12 protein-coding genes are annotated in these 18,297 nt (G+C 47.0%); 7 read left to right on the forward strand and 5 right to left on the reverse strand.

Annotation, left to right across the window (positions count from 1 at the left end):
- The first annotated feature begins 178 nt into the window (after positions 1-178).
- Positions 179-2,248: an nSTAND1 domain-containing NTPase gene (locus DC345_RS17455; RefSeq protein ID WP_113054142.1), complete on the forward strand. Its 2,070-nt coding sequence runs from the start codon at positions 179-181 to the stop codon at positions 2,246-2,248.
- Positions 2,249-2,377: 129 nt separating this feature from the next.
- On the opposite strand, the gene DC345_RS17460 is transcribed toward DC345_RS17455, so the two are convergent.
- The 3 genes from DC345_RS17460 to DC345_RS17470 form a co-directional block, all read right to left on the reverse strand.
- Positions 2,378-4,327 (reverse strand): AraC family transcriptional regulator, encoded by a 1,950-nt coding sequence (locus DC345_RS17460; protein WP_258530702.1) that lies wholly within the window; start codon positions 4,325-4,327, stop codon positions 2,378-2,380.
- 93 nt (positions 4,328-4,420) lie between these two features.
- Positions 4,421-6,115: a sigma-54 interaction domain-containing protein gene (locus DC345_RS17465; RefSeq protein ID WP_113054144.1), complete on the reverse strand. Its 1,695-nt coding sequence runs from the start codon at positions 6,113-6,115 to the stop codon at positions 4,421-4,423.
- A gap of 570 nt (positions 6,116-6,685) precedes the next feature.
- A complete protein-coding gene (locus DC345_RS17470; RefSeq protein WP_113054145.1) occupies positions 6,686-7,609 on the reverse strand; it encodes a proline dehydrogenase family protein in 924 nt (307 codons plus the stop codon).
- 201 nt (positions 7,610-7,810) lie between these two features.
- Here DC345_RS17470 and pruA point away from each other — a divergent pair, with 201 nt between their 5' ends.
- Together pruA and rpoN are read left to right on the forward strand one after the other, a co-directional pair.
- A complete protein-coding gene (pruA, locus tag DC345_RS17475) occupies positions 7,811-9,358 on the forward strand; it encodes an L-glutamate gamma-semialdehyde dehydrogenase (protein WP_113054146.1) in 1,548 nt (515 codons plus the stop codon).
- 122 nt (positions 9,359-9,480) lie between these two features.
- Complete coding sequence (rpoN, locus tag DC345_RS17480; RefSeq protein WP_113054147.1) at positions 9,481-10,785, forward strand: RNA polymerase factor sigma-54; 1,305 nt, start codon at positions 9,481-9,483, stop codon at positions 10,783-10,785.
- A gap of 168 nt (positions 10,786-10,953) precedes the next feature.
- Here the strand turns inward: rpoN and DC345_RS17485 are convergent, their stop codons facing one another.
- Positions 10,954-12,384 carry an aspartate ammonia-lyase gene (locus DC345_RS17485; protein WP_113054148.1) on the reverse strand — a complete coding sequence of 477 codons (1,431 nt, stop codon included), beginning with the start codon at positions 12,382-12,384 and terminating at the stop codon, positions 10,954-10,956.
- A 323-nt stretch (positions 12,385-12,707) separates the two neighbouring features.
- On the opposite strand from DC345_RS17485, the gene DC345_RS17490 reads away from it, so the two are divergent.
- From DC345_RS17490 to DC345_RS17500, 3 genes are all read left to right on the forward strand, one after another.
- Positions 12,708-13,985, forward strand: coding sequence for a methyl-accepting chemotaxis protein (locus DC345_RS17490; RefSeq protein WP_113054149.1), 1,278 nt, complete (start codon positions 12,708-12,710; stop codon positions 13,983-13,985).
- 169 nt (positions 13,986-14,154) lie between these two features.
- The gene (locus tag DC345_RS17495) at positions 14,155-15,000 is read left to right on the forward strand and encodes a hypothetical protein (protein ID WP_113054150.1); all 846 of its coding nucleotides are present in this window, start codon (positions 14,155-14,157) and stop codon (positions 14,998-15,000) included.
- Between the two features lie 255 nt (positions 15,001-15,255).
- On the forward strand, positions 15,256-15,969 hold the full coding sequence (locus tag DC345_RS17500; RefSeq protein ID WP_113054151.1) for a stalk domain-containing protein: 714 nt from the start codon (positions 15,256-15,258) through the stop codon (positions 15,967-15,969).
- Positions 15,970-16,071: 102 nt separating this feature from the next.
- Here DC345_RS17500 and DC345_RS17505 read toward each other — a convergent pair whose 3' ends face one another.
- Positions 16,072-17,046: a ring-cleaving dioxygenase gene (locus tag DC345_RS17505; protein ID WP_113054152.1), complete on the reverse strand. Its 975-nt coding sequence runs from the start codon at positions 17,044-17,046 to the stop codon at positions 16,072-16,074.
- A gap of 336 nt (positions 17,047-17,382) precedes the next feature.
- Between DC345_RS17505 and DC345_RS17510 the strand changes: the two genes are divergently transcribed.
- Positions 17,383-18,144: a YwaF family protein gene (locus DC345_RS17510; protein ID WP_113054153.1), complete on the forward strand. Its 762-nt coding sequence runs from the start codon at positions 17,383-17,385 to the stop codon at positions 18,142-18,144.
- The last annotated feature ends 153 nt before the right edge of the window (positions 18,145-18,297 follow it).

Below are 18,297 nucleotides of genomic sequence, written 5' to 3' on the forward strand. Positions count from 1 at the left end.
GAAAGATGTATGTACCCTGTGTTAAACGTTTGCAAACAGCTGCTTTGTATATTTTAGAATAATTTGGCTTTTATCTAGATTTTATCACTCCACATGTAACTGTGCGTCTCAATATAGTCTCAACTTGTGAGAAAATAAGGTGTATGGAAAGTACCAGTATCTAGTACGGAGGACACAGATGGAAAACAGTAGTGAGGTTCAATACGACAGCCACTATGGTCATGGAAAACGTTTTGTGGGTCGAGCCAAGGAACTGATGATGTTGGACCGATGGCTTAGTAATCCGGAAGCACCTTTAACCATTTTTTCAGTTACGGGCATGGGGGGGATCGGTAAATCATCCTTACTGTCCGAGATGTTGTCTGTTGCTCGAAATCAGGGAGCAACCGCCATATGGATGGATGGCAGATCCTGCGGCTCTACACCGTCGGTCTTTTTGGAGTATCTCTCCTCTACATTGGGACTAGAGACGATGGGGAGTGATGGTAGCACACGGCCATTGAGCCTGCTAAGTGAGACTTCAGTAAAGAGGCGGCTGGTCCTTGCTGTGGATAATTATGAAGAGTTGGCTCTTCTGGAGAGCTGGTTTATGGAAGTCTTCGTATCCAAGCTCCCGTTATATGGAGTACTTATTATTCTGGCCTCACGACCGGAGCCTGCTTCAGCGTGGCGGACACATCCAAGGTTGCGGCAGCGCCTCGTGCAGATGCCTCTTCAACATTTTACGGGTGAAGAAGTGTCCGAATATATTGCGGTGGCAGGATCATTGAACAGGAGCATGGCGGGGACAATTGCGCGTATGACAGATGGACATCCGCTGGGGCTGGCGCTTGCTGTGGAGGCTGCGGATCAGCGCAGGAATGTACCCATTTCCGATTGGAATGAATTGTCACAAATGATTAGTGCCAGACTGCTGCTTGAATTGACGCTGCCCCGCCTGCACCCGATGGTCGAGGTATTAACGCTGCTAGAAACAGCGAATCAGGAATTGCTATCATCCGTGCTGCAAACAGAGGTGACGCTTGAGGAATATAACGTCCTGAGACGTATGTCGTTTATCCGTTCCGGTCCTAATGGTCTGGCGCTGCATGATATGGCCAGATTACATCTGCTTCGCGATTTCCGCCAACGTGAGCCCCAGCGTGTGCAAGCCATGCGGGTGCGAATTGCAAGGCTGCTGAAGCCGCTCCATGAACAAGCTGGTCCACATGAGAGGCGCCAGATTACGAGGAAAATGCTACTGTTGTGCCAGGAATCCATGCTCCAGCACCGGAAGTATGCTGATGTATCGGCGGATTCACTATTTTCTCCCATGGAAGTGATGCGAGCAGAAGACTTGCCGGCGTTGCACAGATTGCTCCAACAGTGGTGTGAATATAGTGTAGAACCCTGGCAGGCGCCGTCTTATCCTGCTTTTTTAGACGAACTTGCACAGCGTTATCCTGAGGGGATTGTATTGATGCGTGACAAGGAAGGTGATCCAATCGCAATGTTCATTACGGTGCTCGTGCATCGGGAGAGCAGCGGGATGTTGTGCAGCTATTTTCCGGCCGAGATGCAAGAATGTTTCACACCGGACGAGCTGGATTGCGATCCGGACCAGACGGATACTCACTTTGCGGTACTCGCTGCAGCACGAGATGATGTGCCAGGTTACAAACGTGAAGAGCTTGTGGGTTATATGTCGCTGGATCGCCTGTCACTACTTGGAGAAGGGGCCAGGGTCATACTGATCGCAACCAATCCGCATCTGAAGCTGTTTTTGCAGAGTATTGGGTTTCGGAGTAAAAGAACACGCACTCGTTTGTGCGACTTGTATGAAGATCAAGCAGAAGTGCTGGATCTGGATCTACGCAGTGGACAATTTGGTGATTGGATGATGTCCCTCTTGGTTCCGGATACAAAGAGCAGTGGGTTACAACAGGGGACGTCTGGTGTGAGTCTGGTATCCTGGTCCGAACAGGATGTGCGCAAAATGCTGACTCATCTGCACTCTCCCGGAGAATTGCATGAGTATGCAGGGCGAGTGAATGGCATAACGGATGGCATTCATCTACAGTCGCATATTCTGGATTTGCTGGAGGGCCGGGTTCATGGTATCTCCCAACAGGATCAGCTGCTGTTATATACCGCCTATTGGACACATGCTGGCAATCCAACTGCCGCAGCACAGGCTTGTTCAATGAGCCGGGCGACATTCTATCGGCATCTGCGATCCGCTTTGATCCGATTGGCAAGAGTACTGTAGCGTGACAGAAAAAACACACAGTAACCGGCCTATCGAGCCAGTCCTGCGTGTTTTTTTAATGAAATAAATCTCAAGCAGATGACCATGAGATACAGGGTCAGTGAGGCTTTGGTTATTGAAATTGAAGCGTTAATGCGTTGTTCCTACTAACCAAGCGGCGAGTTCTTCCGTTTGGGTGAGAATGGCAATGGGGTCCCAATACCAGGAGCGATCGGCACCCCAGATATATACATGATCATTTTTGACGGCGTCCAATCGTCCCCAGATGGGGTCAGCCTTTAAATCTTCTATCGTCTGGTTATCTGTCGTTAGAACGATATAATCCCCAGCATATTTAGGCAAAACTTCCGTGGAGAGACTTGCCCAGCCTGGATCGGCTAACTCAGCGATTACCTCAGCTGGAGGTTTGAAACCAAGCACATTGTATATTACGGGTCCGCCCTTGCCATAGTTGGCGCCAACGGTTGAAATATCTTTCCCCATATATTCCAGAATGGAGAATGTGCTATCGGCAGGGATAACCTGGAGCACTCGTTCTTTCGCTGCGGCTGTGCGGCGGTCATAATCGGCAAGCCATGCCTTTGCTTCCTCTTGCTTACCTAGTAGCTCACCGAAATAACTGACTTCTTCATGCACGGTTTTGAATGAGGCATAGGGTACGATTACAGTCGGAGCAATTTTAGTTAACTGCTCATTCATTTCAGCGTACATATCATCCATAATAATCAGATCCGGCTCCATGGCAGCAATCTTCTCCAGGTTGCCGTTGCCATCTCCCAGATCCTCCACGTCTTTCAGCGCATCATGCAGGTAGGGGTTCGCAATGTGGTGACTTGATGTTCCGACAGGAGTTACACCCAGAGCGATCAGACTGCCCAAGTATTCACCCGCTACAATTCGTTTGGGTTGCAATGGGACTTCAATATCTCCTGTAACCGTGGACACGGTTTTGGTCTGTGGTTGCTCGGCAGTTGTAGTTCCAGCAGTTTGTCCTTGTTTGGTATTGGTCGGAGTTGTCGCATTCTCTGTTGCTCCCGAGGAGCTATTACCTGTAGCCTCCGTCCCGCAAGCGCTGACCAACAGCATAAAGCTAAGCAATAATACCGCCGTAATTGGTGGTCTTGATCCTCTATACATGTTCAATTCGTCCTCTCTATCCCTAGCTCGTTGATAATCATTATCATCTACAACAGTATAGCTGAGGGGTTTTGGAGGGCCAATGGATAATCTCATGGTTGTAGAAGGACTATCTTCTCGTTGGGTGGCTCTATGGTCCGCTCTGAAATGTGAGGGAGAGACACCTTTATACTTTTTGAATAACCTGCCCAGATAGTAGGGGTCCTGATAACCAACGCTGGATGCAATCTCTTTTAAGGTGGCATCCGTCTCCAGCAGCAATGCTGCCGTCTTTTCGATCCGTACTTTAATGAGATAATCAATCGGGCTGAGTCCGGTCCGGCTTTTAAAATAGGAGGAGAGATGCGGAACGCTATAATTCAGGTTCTCTGATAGTAATTCCAGCGTAATGGCTTCGGCGTATCGAGACTGAATAATCGTGATGATTTGCGCAGCCAGATCGCGTTTCTGAGAACGTACACCTTGAGTCTGCATCTGATTCATCAATTCAGTGATGAATTGAAAAAGCAGGCTCTTGGCACGCAAATGTCCAAGCGCTTCGGCTTTGCCCCATTCCTTATGCATGTCCGTCAAACAGCGATAGAGTATAACAGGTTCCGCAGGGATTAGGCTGTAGGTAACGTGGAAAGGACGCAGACGATCAGCTAGTGCTGCAAGTTCGCTATGGGCTGGCAGTGAAAGTTTTGCTTTATAATAAACGCAATAATATTCGAACTCTTCTTGTCCGGCTTCTACGTTCAGAATGCTTCCTTTACCCGCATGGAATATCTGAAAACGTCGTGTATTGTGTGATGTCTCATCGAGTATAATCTGAGCGCTTCCGCGGACAGACATGATAAAGACACTGGCAGGTAAGACATAGGGACGCGAAGTCTGACCTGCTCGGACTACCACACGGCGGATATCAAATATGTTGAAGGAAGCGTGATTCCACAACATCATGTGATTCTGTATCTCCATGTGCTATAACCAACCTTCTTCATCGAGGCTTAACCATTCTATGTATCATTCATTATAACGACATGAAGAGGCTGGTCATAGACCGAGCCTCTTCATGCGGTTATAGAGCGTTGCTCTTGAGATGCCGAGCTGCCGGGCGAGCGTTCTTTTGTTGCCTCCGGCGGCTTGCAGATATTGGAGCAGAAGTTTCGACTCATAGGCGTCCAAATGTTCCTGATACGATAGGGTCGACATATCCGTCGACTCCTCTCTTTTTCCTTCGTGTATTGGAACAGGTGGGTCCGTGCTACCTGGGAAAGGAGACGATCCCGATTCAAGACGAGGCTGAGTATGAAGCTGCACCGTCTCGTGCCAAATGGATGCTGCCTGATCCACGGATGAAATGAAGGTGTCAGGGAGATATTCAGGCTTAACCTCGCCATCCGTGGTGAGAATGGTGATTCGTTCAATCACATTTCTTAATTCCCGTACATTACCCGGCCAGTCATACTGGAATAACAGCTTGAACACCTCAGGAGGAACCAGTTCAATATGACGATTATAGAGCAAGGAAAACTCTTGCAGGAAGGTCTGTGTCAACTCGTAAATATCTTCCTTGCGCATACGCAGGGGAGGAATGACGAGATTAATGACATTCAGTCGATAGTAAAGATCTTCTCGGAACTGATTGCGGGCAATCATGCCCAGCAGATTCTGATTGGTTGCAGCGATAATCCGGCAGCTTGCCTGTTTCATGCGTGTTCCACCAACAGGGAAGTAACTTTTCTCCTGCAATACACGTAATAGCTTCACCTGAAGCTCCAACGGCATTTCTCCTATCTCATCCAAAAAGAGCGTGCCGCCTTCAGCGAGTTCAATTTTCCCTTTTTTTCCTTTGGGATCAGCCCCTGAAAATGCACCCTTTTCGTACCCGAATAATTCACTCTCAAATAATGAACCAGGAATAGCTCCGCAGTTAATGGCGATAAATGGCGCTGTTTGCGGTTCTCGCAGGTCATGAATGGCTTTGGCGAATAGCTCCTTGCCCGTTCCGCTTTCTCCAAGAATGAGTACAGTAGCTGAGGTGGTACTAATCTTGCGAATAGTCTCCAGACACTGGTTAATTACAGGACTGCTGCCCTTGATTCGGGCAAATGGATCGGAATCCGGGCGCAGACGGGCAACGGCTTTCTCCAGATGCTGGACTTTGGATGTCATATGTAATAACTCTTGATGTAGACGGATTTCGGTTGTTATATCCACTTCGGCGGCAACCGCGCCTACAATACGTCCATCGAGATGTACCGGACGTGCATTAATGAGTGCGAACAAATCGGGTCTTGGCTGGTGCTGCTTTCGATATACAGTTTCTCCTGTATACAACGTTTTGAGTGATTGAAGGCGATCCGGGGGGAAGAAATCCGCTGCCGGTTTTCCAATGATATCTTTTTTGTGAATGGAAAAAACATGCTCCGCACCCGATGTCCAGTAGGTCACCTTTGCTTCTTCATTAATCAATGTCAGAGCTGAGCCTGCCGTCTCCAGTGTGGTCTCAAAATAAGCTTCCATAAGCCGATGAGCATGCATCATTTCTTGTAAAACATCGGATACAGCGATATAGCCCAATAGAGGTCCATCATCCTGAATTAACAGATAAGGACTTGTGTTGAATAGCGGTAATGCTTCTGCCAACGTTGTAGAGGAAGAGATGACAGTCATGGAGAGGCCTGCATCCAGGGTTCTCATATCTGTACGTAATAAGGTCATCAAGTCTGGAAGTAAATGTTTCATCGGTATATCACCTCAGCTAGAGCATAACTTTCGGAAACTACACCTGTTCCAGGAAATGCTAACAAGTGGTCTGCATATGAAATGATTGGGAGAATGATGGTTACCCATATTATAGCCTTCCAAATGCAGTGTGTATATATTTTTTGACATGAAGCATACATGTTGTCGATGTAGAAGAGAAGATTATGGATTTATTATTATTGTTATGCGCTTTCATTTTTGAAGTTTAGGAATAATTGTTAATTTACATGAAGTGATTCGCTTTTAGAGTGAGTTTTGAGTGATTATAACTGACATTGAAGACGGTTTTTTTCTGGCAGGTTTCAAACAATATGACTCGGAATGAGCGAAGTTTACGCAAGAACACAAAAGGGTTGTGTCCAGAAAAGTAGACATTTTAAATTGGGGATGCTCATTTTTTAGACATTAAGAGATGGGTCGAAGAGAAGAAAAGTGGGATGCTCTGGGATGTTATACACGACAGAAAAAAACCATGTGCTGAAAGAAAGTGGCAGCATGGTTTTTGTGTTCTCATTATTGTGTTTTGGATCAATGGATTCAGCAATGGGATTATCTGAACATGTTTTTGACCACCATCCAGAGATTTGCTGGTTTCTCGGCCAGACGGCGGGTGTAGTACGGGTACCACATGGTTCCATAGGGTACGTAACAACGAATGCGATATCCTTCTCTGGCCAGGCGTTCCTGTTCGCCCATACGCAAGCCGTACAACATTTGAAATTCAAATGCATCCGGGGAGATTCCACGATCTTTCGCATATTGCTTGGTCCAGGCAATAATATGGTCATCATGTGAGGCAACCGCAGTATATACACCCTGATCGAGATGATTGCGAATCATCGTTTTGAATTGATCAATCACTTCTGAAGTGTTCTGATAAGCTACGGATGCAGGTTCCTTGTAAGCACCTTTGACCAGACGCAGCCGGATTCCTTCCCGAATCATATCACGTGTATCTTCCACGGTACGATGCAAGTAAGCCTGCAATACCGTACCTGTATTATCCAGTCCTTCCGAGTGTAGACGGCGCACAATATCCAAAGTCGCTTGGGTAAACGGGCTGTCCTCCATATCGATCCTTACAAACAGATGATGCAGCTTCGCTTGGGTGGCAACGGCACGTATATTTCGATAACCTTCCTCAGGGTCCAGCGCGAGTCCCATTTGGGTTGGTTTTAGCGAGACATTGGAGTCCGCACCCTGACGGGCAATGCCTTCCACCAGACGTATATACTCATCACGATACAGCCCAGCTTCTCTTAAATGGGTAATGCCCTCGCCCAGATGATCCAGTGTAGCCATAATGCCTTTGTTGTTGAGTACCCGAATCTCTTCGAGAGCTTCTTCCAGTGTGTTGCCTGCGATAAACTTGCCAGCCAGCTTTTTGCCGTATTTGATGGAGAGATTCTCCACAGCTTTATTGCCTGCGACGGTCAGCAGCGTTTTACGGTACATTTCCGTTCCGATACTCATCGGGGTTCCTCCTTATGGATCATGTTTCTTTATAACAAAGTTATCAAGCAATAATCATGCCAAGGTTATTCTGCATAAAAAATATTCCTCTTCAACCGGAGTTGGCATGGATCTTGCTACATATATTTGGTGATGAGTAAAATGCATGGCAGCTCAGGCAAACAGTCAGCGAACCCCCACATCTGAAGGAGGAAATCATTCATGAATATCCCTTTTGTTAACGAACCATTCACATCCTTTGCAGTCCCGGCCAACCGGGAAGCTTTTGAGAACGCACTTCGTAAGGTGGAGGCTGAACTTGGGCAAGAATACTCCATTATTATTGGTGGACAAAAAATAACAAGCGCCCGCACGTTATCCTCCGTGAATCCTGCGTACAAAAATCAGATTGTCGGAAAGATCTATCAGGCTGATCAAGAGCTTGCCGAGCAGGCCATCCAAACGGCTGCGGAAACATTCCGCACCTGGAAACATACGGACCCGAATGAACGTGCCCGTTATTTGTACAAAGCAGCGGCGCTCATGCGGCGTCGTAAGCATGAATTCTCCGCTTGGATGGTGTACGAAGCAGGCAAAACATGGCCAGAAGCGGATGCGGATACAGCGGAAGCTATTGATTTTATGGAGTTTTACGCCCGTGAGATGCAGCGTATGAGTGAACCGCAGCCGCTCACAAGAATTGCAGGCGAAGATAATGAATTGAGTTATATTCCGCTTGGTGTGGGGATTGTAATTCCGCCATGGAACTTCCCGCTCGCGATTATGGCGGGCATGACTTCTGCTGCTTTGGTATCGGGCAACACGGTTGTATTGAAGCCAGCCAGTACAACACCGGTAATTGCCGCCAAATTCATGGAGCTACTTGCCGAAGTGGGTGTGCCGGACGGCGTAGTGAACTATTTGCCAGGACCTGGAAGCGAAGTTGGCGATTATCTGGTGGACCATGCACTCACCCGCTTCATCAGCTTCACAGGCTCCCGGGATGTCGGTCTGCGGATCAATGAACGTGCAGCACGCACCGCGCCGGGACAAAAATGGATTAAACGGGTGATTGCTGAAATGGGCGGCAAGGACTCAATTGTTGTAGATAGCGACAGTGATCTGGAATTGGCCGCAGAATCCATCACAGCTTCCGCGTTTGGCTTCTCGGGACAGAAGTGCTCTGCGTGTTCCCGTGCCATTATTCATAAAGATGTATATGACGAGGTATTACAAAAAGTGATTGAACGAACCAAGCAGCTGAGCATGGGTAGTCCGCTTGAAGTCGGAAATCAGGTAGGTCCGGTTATCGATGACAAGGCGTATGCCAAGATCACAGAATATATTGAAATAGGCAAGGGTGAAGGACGCCTTGTACTCGGGGGTAGTACTGGGAACGAGGCAGGTTATTTCATTGAACCGACCATTATTGCTGATGTGGACCCGCAAGCACGGATTTCACAGGAGGAGATTTTCGGACCGGTGTTGGCCTTTATCAAGGCAGAATCTTTCGGGGATGCACTGGATATTGCCAATAATACCGATTATGGACTGACAGGTGCAGTGATCTCTCGCAATCGCGAACATCTGGAACAAGCCAGACGGGAATTTTTTGCGGGTAATCTATATTTCAACCGTAAATGCACAGGTGCACTGGTGGGGACACATCCATTTGGAGGGTTTAATATGTCAGGAACGGATTCCAAGGCAGGGGGAAGGGACTACTTGCTGCTGTTCACCCAAGCGAAGTTGGTATCGGAGAAATATTAAGTTGAGAAATTGGGTTTGGGCCCGCTGACAATCACTTGGTTTTTATGCTATCATTTCCTGAAAATAGTCTTTGTTCGTCAGTATACTGTAGTAGCTTGAGCAGCGCTTAAGGGGGGAGACGGATGTTAGGATTTCAGTTGGTGCAGGAGGGGCGTATTCGATTATCCATTACGCCGGAGATGAAGCAATCCATTCATCTGCTGACCTTATCGGGTCAGGAATTGGCTAGATATTTGCAGGAAGCTGCGGATGAAAATCCGGTGCTTGAGCTAGAAGAGCCCTCTACCCTGCGCACCCGTCTTCCCCGACGATTGAGTCAGGAGAGGTTCTCCTCTTATGATCCACTGTTACAGATGAAAGAGGCTGAACCTACACTTGAACAACTGTTGATATCTCAGCTTCGGTTGCAGAATGTTCCACGAGCAATGGAGACAACAGCTATGTATTTAGCTGGTTGTGTCAACGATGATGGCTATCTGACGATGGAATTGACGGATGTTGTATCGGCAAGAGGTGTATCGATGCCGGAAGCTGAAGCTGCTCTGCATATTCTACAATCGCTGGACCCCGCAGGTGTGGGCGCACGAAATTTGCGTGAATGCTTGTTGCTTCAGATTAGGCGTGATCCAGTAGCTAACCAGCATGCGGAGCACATGGTGGAGAAAGGGCTGGAAGAGTTGGTTCGTTTCCATCCAGGAAGAGCGGGAACAAGACTGGGGATTACGTCGCAGCAGGCTCAGGCAGCCTATGACTATATTGCTTGTCTTGACCCGAAACCTTGTCGATCCGTCGGGTGTACGGAACGTGCACATTATATTATTCCGGATGCCGTTGTGCAGATAAAGGGTGATGAGCTTTCTCTACGTTTAAATTCTGCGGGTGTGCCGCGGGTATCCCTGAATGAAGCTTGTTGCCGCTGGATAAGGAAGAATGATGCAGACGAGGTCTGGTTAGGTCGGGCAGCAGAGGCAAGAGCGATCATTCGCAGCGTGGGCATGCGTCGCCGAACCCTGATGCGTGTCCTGGCGGCGATCATGAGTGAACAGGAACCTTTTTTGCGTGAAGGACCTGCCGGATTGAAGCCGCTCAATCTGGCGATCATTGCCGAGGCCATCGGTATGCATGAGTCGACGGTGAGCCGTGCAGTCAATGGCAAATACGTTCAGACACCGCATGGTGTGTTTGAGCTCAAGGCTTTTTTTGCAACAGGACTTGAAACAACGAACGGAGAAATGACCTCTGCACCGGCGGTGAAGCTCAGACTAAAAGAACTGATTCGTTCTGAACGGGCGGAACGCCCCTACTCCGATAGCCAACTGGCATCATTACTCGCGAATGAAGGCATCGTTATCTCCCGCAGAACGGTTGCGAAATACAGGGAAGAGCTTCAGATATTGCCTTCACTTGAACGTAAGCGATGGGCATGAATGGTGTTTACTCTTATTATATATCCTAAACAAGTAACCCCCGCGAGCCGTGGTAACGGTCTGCGGGGGTTGTTCGTCTCGGTTTAACAGAGATCAAAAGGCCGCTCTGTCATCGGAGTGTCAGTGTAAATATTCATTAGTTGAACTTAAAAGCTTTTAAACAGCTTACTAGCGTTCCATATTATGCAGGAAGTGCTCACCTGCAATACCAGGAGTAGTCATTTGCTCCGGATGCAAAATTTCTTCCAGTTCTTCCGGCGTCAGCAGACCCCGTTCCAGAATAATCTCCTGCAAAGTGTTTCCAGTCTTCAATGCTTCCTTCACAATGGAGGCTGCCACATCATAACCCAGATGTGGATTGAGCGCTGTAATTACACTAAAGCTCTGTTTCATGATCAATGCACAACGCTCACGGTTCGCTTCCATTTCTTCAACGGCATAACGAGTGAAGACGTCGATGCCGTTATTCATGATTTTCAGTGATTGCAGCAAGTTGAACGCAATAACAGGGCCCATGACGTTCAATTCGAATTGACCGGCTTCACAGGCCATGCAGATCGTATGGTCGTTCCCCATTACCTGGAAGGATACCTGATTGATCACTTCCGCCATAACCGGATTCACTTTGCCTGGCATAATGGACGAACCTGGCTGACGCGGTGGCAGACGAAGCTCATTGAATCCTGCACGTGGACCCGAAGCCATCATGCGAATATCGTTACAGATTTTGGACAGACTGACAGCACATACTTTCAGTGCAGCCGACAATTCCAGATAGGCATCCGTATTCTGTGTGGCATCCACAAGATCTTCAGCCGTTTGCAAATTCAATCCTGTCACATCGGACAGATGCTCCGTTACCTTAATGATGTATTCCGGTTTGGCGTTGAGACCTGTACCTACAGCGGTCGCACCCAAGTTAATGGTGAGCAGGCGACGATTTGCGAATTCAAGGCGCTCGATATCACGTCCGATCACGCGCGCATAGGCACCGAACTCTTGTCCAAGACGAATAGGCACGGCATCCTGAAGATGTGTCCGACCTACCTTGACTACATCGTTAAATTCCTGTTCTTTTTTGCGGAACGCATCCTGCAGACGTTTCATCGTATCCAGCAGCGTTTCAGACAACCGATACGCAGCAATACGCAGTGCAGTTGGGATCACGTCATTGGTGGATTGGGACATGTTCACATGGTTATTCGGGTTACAGTGGAAATAGTCACCCTTGTTCTGCAATAGCAGTTCCAGTCCACGATTGGCCAGAATTTCATTCATATTCATATTCATGGAGGTGCCTGCACCGCCCTGAATGGAGTCAACAATAAAATGATCTAAATGATGGCCTTTCATCATTTCTTCAGCAGCCATGACGATAACATCGCCAATTTTGCGTGGCAGCATCTTCAGCTCCATATTCGTGATTGCCGCAGCTTTTTTCACCGCAGCCAGAGCTGTAACCAGCTCTCGGTGTACAGGAACGCCGGTAATCGGGAAGTTCTCTACAGCCCGAATCGTCTGTATTCCGTAATAAGCATAAGCAGGAATTTCTTTTTCTCCAATAAAATCTTTTTCCGTCCTTGTGGACAATGTAGACATTTCGTTCGCCTCCAGTGGCATCCAAAAATAGGTCTGCTCCGGCAATGCCGAAGCGCACTCAGTATATCATTTAAGCAAAATGGATGCCAAGCTAAATCATTTCACCCAACTTGCCGATAAATAATTTAAATTAAGGATATCACCTTGGCAGACTGCAAAGGTTCAGTCAGTCAAAACTCGTCTTATCAATTATGCTCCACTTAGAGGAGAAGTCATGCATGATGAATTAGATGGGGGAGAATTTGTCGTTTTCAGTGATCTAAATCACATGTTATTTGGTTATCTACTGGTAAAATAGGAAAAAAGGACTATGAGGTGTGAATATGAAATGGACTTTAGGCGCAAAAACCGTCGCAGGTTTGGTACTGATTTCACTGATTACGTACGGAACTAGCGGCTTTTTTATATTTTTCCTTCAGGACTGGCTCTCGTTCTCCATGCCAAGCTGGTTATATATATCTATCGTACTCATCATGGGTGTATGCTGGAATGCGATTCTGGGCTGGTTTGCCTCTCGTTGGTTGACTCGTCCAATTGTACATTTGTCCCGTGCGGCACAACAAGTCTCATCGGGGGATTTGACAGCTGAGATCCCAGAGCGGCGTACACAGGATGAAATTACTGTATTATATGATGCTTTTCGCGTAATGGTTTTTAATTTGAGAAGTATTGTAAACGATATTACAGATAGTACACGTACTACCTCACAGAATGCACAGTCACTTAGCGAAGCAATCGCCCAGGCAGCGGAGCAGATCGAAATGATGTCTGATGCGGTTGATCATATTGCTGTGGGTGTGGAAGAGCAGAAGACGACATCACATCAGTCATTGATTACAGCGGATGAGATGTTGAACGATTTTCAGCGTATGCACAGTCAGTCCATCGGGATGACAGAGATGTCCGGCCAAATGGAACGTTCGGTAGATCATACGAAACAGACCTTCTCTTCTTTGATGAAAGGAATGGACGAGCTGACGGAATCTCACAACCGTTCCCGAGACATCATGGTGCTGCTCGAGAAGGAAGCATCGGATATTGAAGCCATTACTCAGTCCGTCAAAAACATTGCAGAGGAAACAGGGCTGCTCGCTCTGAATGCTTCCATTGAGGCTGCGCGTGCGGGAGAAGAAGGTGCAGGATTTGCTGTCGTGGCTCAACAGATTCGTAAGCTGGCAGATGAGAGTAAACAATCGGTGCATCGGATTAATGAGCTGATCAGCCGCGTACAACAGCGGATTAAAGATACAGCTCAACTGATTCATGAACAGCATGGCCTGGTTGTGAATGAATCTGAGCGCACGATCTCTGTTGATCAGACGTTGCAGGAGCTTACAGGTACGGTAGAGGTATTTATGAAGGGTGCTCATGAAATCGGCTCCAAAATTGGGGAACAGACCAGCCGCGTGGAACAAACGCACGGTCATGTGAAAAAGATTCAAGGGAAAGCTGGATCATTCTCGGATGAGGCGAGACGGATCATGGATGCGGCACATGAAGAGACGGCAATCATGCAGGAGATTTCATCCTCGGCTGAAGAGTTAAGACAGTTAACAGATCGATTAATGGACAAAACGAAAGCATTTCGGATGCAGCCTTGAGCTGTTTCCGGGGTGTTTTTTTGCTTATTATGGTTAAAGCCGAACGTTCTTTCGTAGAAACTGAAATATGTAAAGATTTTTTTATGAAACATTAACAAATTCGCAACGCTTGGGCGATAAATGAAGATATAATGGTAGTATTCCACTACAGATTAAGGAGCCCAGCATATTGAAAACTTGGACAGGTATCCTGCTGATGATTATTTTGGCGGTAGCGACGATTAGTACAACTTCGTCTGCCAGAACCATGAATGAATCGCAAAAACAGCTTAACATAGATGATCAATCCAGCCAGACCTCAGCGGTCGTGGCCTCCAATATAGAAACAATGAATGAAGCAGCATTTACAACGAAGGAATCGATTCCTGTTAAGGGAGAGTACGTTTCGGTTGCTCCGGAAAATGAGAATGTAAGACTGTACCCCATGAAAGTTGAAGGTTCAGGATATATATACAACGGAATGGTGTTAGAAGTGAACGGCAAGAAACGTGAATTCAGTAAATGGCAAGGAGAAGGCGGCTCCTACAAACCCGAAGTGCACGAACTGGATCTGAATGGAGATGGCAAGAAGGAGATTGTTGTGTTGTTTACAGCCGGTCACGGAACAGGCATCTATCTGGGAGAAGCGCATATTATCAATCCAGATACGCTGGAAGAGATGAAGATGCAATCACTGGATGAAATTGTGAAGCAGCATGTAAATTCGAACGTCAGTGTTGCACCAGGTCAGGTGACGATCAACGTTACCGTTGATGGTGTACATGCAGAACCTTCTCTGATGGAGGAAGACACGAGCGAGGGAGTTTATAACGAGGAACTCAAGTTCGGCGGTGTTGTTTACTACAGTGTGGAGAATGGCAAGTTGGTTGTGTCGGCATCCGGTGCATATGGTATGGGTTTATATGACGGTGATCTAAACTTTGCCTATGACTATAAAGATGGCGAGTGGCAGGCTGTGGACTTGGAATACAGCACGGAAGAGTATGAGGATGAGTACTATGAATCTTTTGATTGAACGGAAGTAAGCAGAAAAGAGCGGCATTGCTGAGAACAATGATAAAAAAATATGTCCCCACGGTCTGAAATGACAGAGGGAAACGGGTGAGGCTGAAAAAAATGATGAACCTTTAGCCTCGCTTTGTGCTATCCAAAATCGAATTTTATTTCAGAAATTTTCCATGAAATGGTTGACACAAACACTTTAGTCGTTTAAATGTATAAAGGATGGAACTCATCTATTTCATACTTTCACTTTCAGGAGGGATCATTAATGAAGAAGAAGGTCGTATTGGGTTTAATGGTGGGTACACTAACACTCGGCATCGGCACTGGAGCACTTGCAGCAACGGGTCTGGAACCGATCAAAGCGTATTTGAACAGCAAGATATCTCTGAAATTAAATGGGACAACGGTAACAGCCAAAGATGCTAATGGCAAAACGGTATTGCCGATTACTTACAACGGAACGACCTATTTGCCAGTGCGTGCAGTCGGCACGCTGCTCGGTACGGAAATTACGTATGACAGCGCAACATCATCCGTTAACATTGGCAGCAGTAATGAATCTGCACCACCATCCGAAACTGGCAAGCTGACATTAAGCTCGCTTGGAACTGCAGCCTTGGGCACCTCCGACTGGCATACCAAGGATCCGGCCGAAACGGCGTACAAAGGCAAAGATTACAAAGATGTATACCTGCATACCGACACAGCCAAGCAAGGCAAGAGCTTCCAAGTCATGACCCAGAAAAAGTATGCCAAGCTGCATCTCGATCTGGCTGTTCTTGGCGGTTCACAGAAGCTTGAGATTATGGACGAGAACAATACAACGCTCAAGACAGTATCGCTTGCCCCTGAAGACGGTTTGATTGGGGTAGACGTGGATGTTGCAGACACAGATTTCATCTTTGTTGAAATCGTTGATGAGGCCCCGGGCTCCTCTCTGTTTGTTCCATTGACGACCTCATATTTAACCAAAAAATAAACGAGATAATAAAAACGATTATCGCTTATGCATTGCCGGACGGTTATTCCGGACTGGCATAGCGATAATCGTTTTTTCGTTCTTTTGGGACGTATGATCTGGTTAGCGAATTACGGTATCGAGCGGTTTGAGATTTGCTTCGATCTCTGCACGGCGACCTTCAAGGAATGGAGGCAATGCCAGGGACTCTCCAAGATAAGCCAGTTCTTCATCCGTGTCGAACCCGGGACCATCGGTTGCCAGCTCGAACAGAATGCCATTAGCTTCACGGAAGTACAGGGAGCGGAAGTAGAAACGGTCTACGAAACCGGAATTCGGGAATCGGAAATTATGAACCCGTTCCACCCATTGTTTCAGTTCTTCTTCATTATCGACCCGGAAGGCAACATGGTGCACACTGCCTCGACCAGGGCGTTCTTGGGTAAGGTCATTTCGTTCTTCGACATGCACCTCGGAGCCGCTACCACCTTCACCGGATTCGAAGACGAGTACATCGGGTTGGCCTGCGACAAAAGCAGGATAGGTTCCTTTTTGACGGAAGCCGAGCAGTTCGGTAAGAACTGGAGTGGTAAGAGAGGCATCTTTAACGGTAAGATGCACTGGGCCTAAGCCGACAATGCCATACTCGACAGGCACAGGGCTTTGATCCCAAGGTTTGCCCCCGGCAACACCTGTATTGTGTTCATCAGAAACAAGGATCAGACGTTGTCCCTCAAAGTCTGTAAACGAGAGAGTGGCGCGCCCCCCACGTTCGGTGATTTCTCCATGAGGAACATCGAATTCTTCAAAACGCTGTTGCCAGTACGCAAGGGCTGCATCGCTAGGAACACGAAGTGACGTTGCTGAGATGCTGTTCACGCCTTCACGTGTCTGTCCGGCCATTGGAATTTCAAAGAAAGTAAGTTCAGTACCGGGATTCCCTTTTTCATCTCCATAGAAGAGGTGGTAGACTGAAACATCATCCTGGTTGACTGTTTTTTTGATCAATCGCAATCCCATGACGTTGGTGTAGAACCGATAATTCTCAGTGGCGTGAGCAGTCAGTGCAGATACATGGTGAAGTCCTTTGATTTGCATTATAAATTCCTCCTGGTTATATATGTTCAACTAATGAGTGTTTACACAGGCACTCCGATGACAGAACAATCCGAAAGCTTCTTCAGTTTATTTCTGTCCTCTCCGTTATCGTGTAAATGTATAGAAGAACATAGATATATTTTATAATATTCCGTTAAGAAAGTTACTAACTTTTAGTTTGTTTTGTTGTTGAATTTATCTTAACATAAAGATATTTAAAATACAATCCTAATTTAGAATTCCATCTGGACAGTCTGCTCATTCAATGCCAAAATGAAAAAGTTAACATTAAAGAGATATATTGTGTTCCTGTAATGAGAAGGAGAGAAGAGGCACATGGCTTATCCTCAGTGGTTAGACCCTTATGATGCAGAACCGTTTATGCTGTTTTCCACTTCGCACCTATGGGCGATTAGCCTTATTGCTGCATTAATTATATTGATGTTCCTGTTTCGGAATCGGCTGCGCTCATTATCATCCAACATACGCCGTACTATTCGAATTACGATGGCCTGTGTCATGTTCGGCTGTGAGATTGTACTTCAGCTCTGGTATGTATATGGGGATGTATGGAGTCTACAGACTTCATTGCCGCTGGAACTATGCAGTCTGTCACTATTGTTATCTGCGCTGCTATTATTGACACGCAGCCGACTGCTGCATTCTGCATTGCTGTTCGCAGGAATAGCAGGAGCCTTGATGGCGATCGTAACCCCTAATCTCGGTTATGATTATGCACATTTTCGTTTCATTCAATTTTTTACTGCTCACGCCTGTATTATTCTGGCTTTGCTCTATATGACTTGGGTGGAACAGCTTCGTCCAAGTTGGAGATCAGTGCTGGGATCGATGATATTCGTGAACGTGGCTGCGTTGGTCGTATACGGTGTGGATGTCCTGCTTGAAGCCAATTATATGTTTCTAAGACACAAACCGAATACGCCTTCAGTACTCGACATGTTGGGGCCCTACCCCATGTACATTCTTGGGGAAGAGGTACTGGCGTTAGTCATGTTCTCCCTAATGTACGTCCTGCTCTTTGCGATTCCGGAGCGACTGAATAATCGGGTGAGGAGAGGAAAGAGTTCAGCGCTCTAGTTAAAAATCATTTGTCCTGATGGTAGGCAGCGGGGGCTGTTCTTCGTTCTTCTCTAAAGATATATTTCAAACTAAACATCCCGCAGTGATCTTGATATCCAGATCGTTTGCGGGATGTTTGGTTGTTAACTTCACAGAGATATGTTTCTAATT

It is taken from the genome of Paenibacillus taichungensis, assembly GCF_003287275.1.
Taxonomy (GTDB): domain Bacteria; phylum Bacillota; class Bacilli; order Paenibacillales; family Paenibacillaceae; genus Paenibacillus; species Paenibacillus taichungensis_A.

Excerpts from the sequence above, each read along its gene's own strand:
- DC345_RS17460 (WP_258530702.1), bottom strand. The coding sequence starts at position 4,327 with ATGATGTTGTGGAATCACGCTTCCTTCAACATATTTGATATCCGCCGT.
- DC345_RS17455 (WP_113054142.1), top strand. The coding sequence starts at position 179 with ATGGAAAACAGTAGTGAGGTTCAATACGACAGCCACTATGGTCATGGA.
- rpoN (WP_113054147.1), top strand. The coding sequence starts at position 9,481 with ATGTTAGGATTTCAGTTGGTGCAGGAGGGGCGTATTCGATTATCCATT.
- DC345_RS17470 (WP_113054145.1), bottom strand. The coding sequence starts at position 7,609 with ATGAGTATCGGAACGGAAATGTACCGTAAAACGCTGCTGACCGTCGCA.
- DC345_RS17505 (WP_113054152.1), bottom strand. The coding sequence starts at position 17,046 with ATGCAAATCAAAGGACTTCACCATGTATCTGCACTGACTGCTCACGCC.
- DC345_RS17490 (WP_113054149.1), top strand. The coding sequence starts at position 12,708 with ATGAAATGGACTTTAGGCGCAAAAACCGTCGCAGGTTTGGTACTGATT.
- pruA (WP_113054146.1), top strand. The coding sequence starts at position 7,811 with ATGAATATCCCTTTTGTTAACGAACCATTCACATCCTTTGCAGTCCCG.
- DC345_RS17500 (WP_113054151.1), top strand. The coding sequence starts at position 15,256 with ATGAAGAAGAAGGTCGTATTGGGTTTAATGGTGGGTACACTAACACTC.
- DC345_RS17465 (WP_113054144.1), bottom strand. The coding sequence starts at position 6,115 with ATGAAACATTTACTTCCAGACTTGATGACCTTATTACGTACAGATATG.
- DC345_RS17485 (WP_113054148.1), bottom strand. The coding sequence starts at position 12,384 with ATGTCTACATTGTCCACAAGGACGGAAAAAGATTTTATTGGAGAAAAA.
- DC345_RS17510 (WP_113054153.1), top strand. The coding sequence starts at position 17,383 with ATGGCTTATCCTCAGTGGTTAGACCCTTATGATGCAGAACCGTTTATG.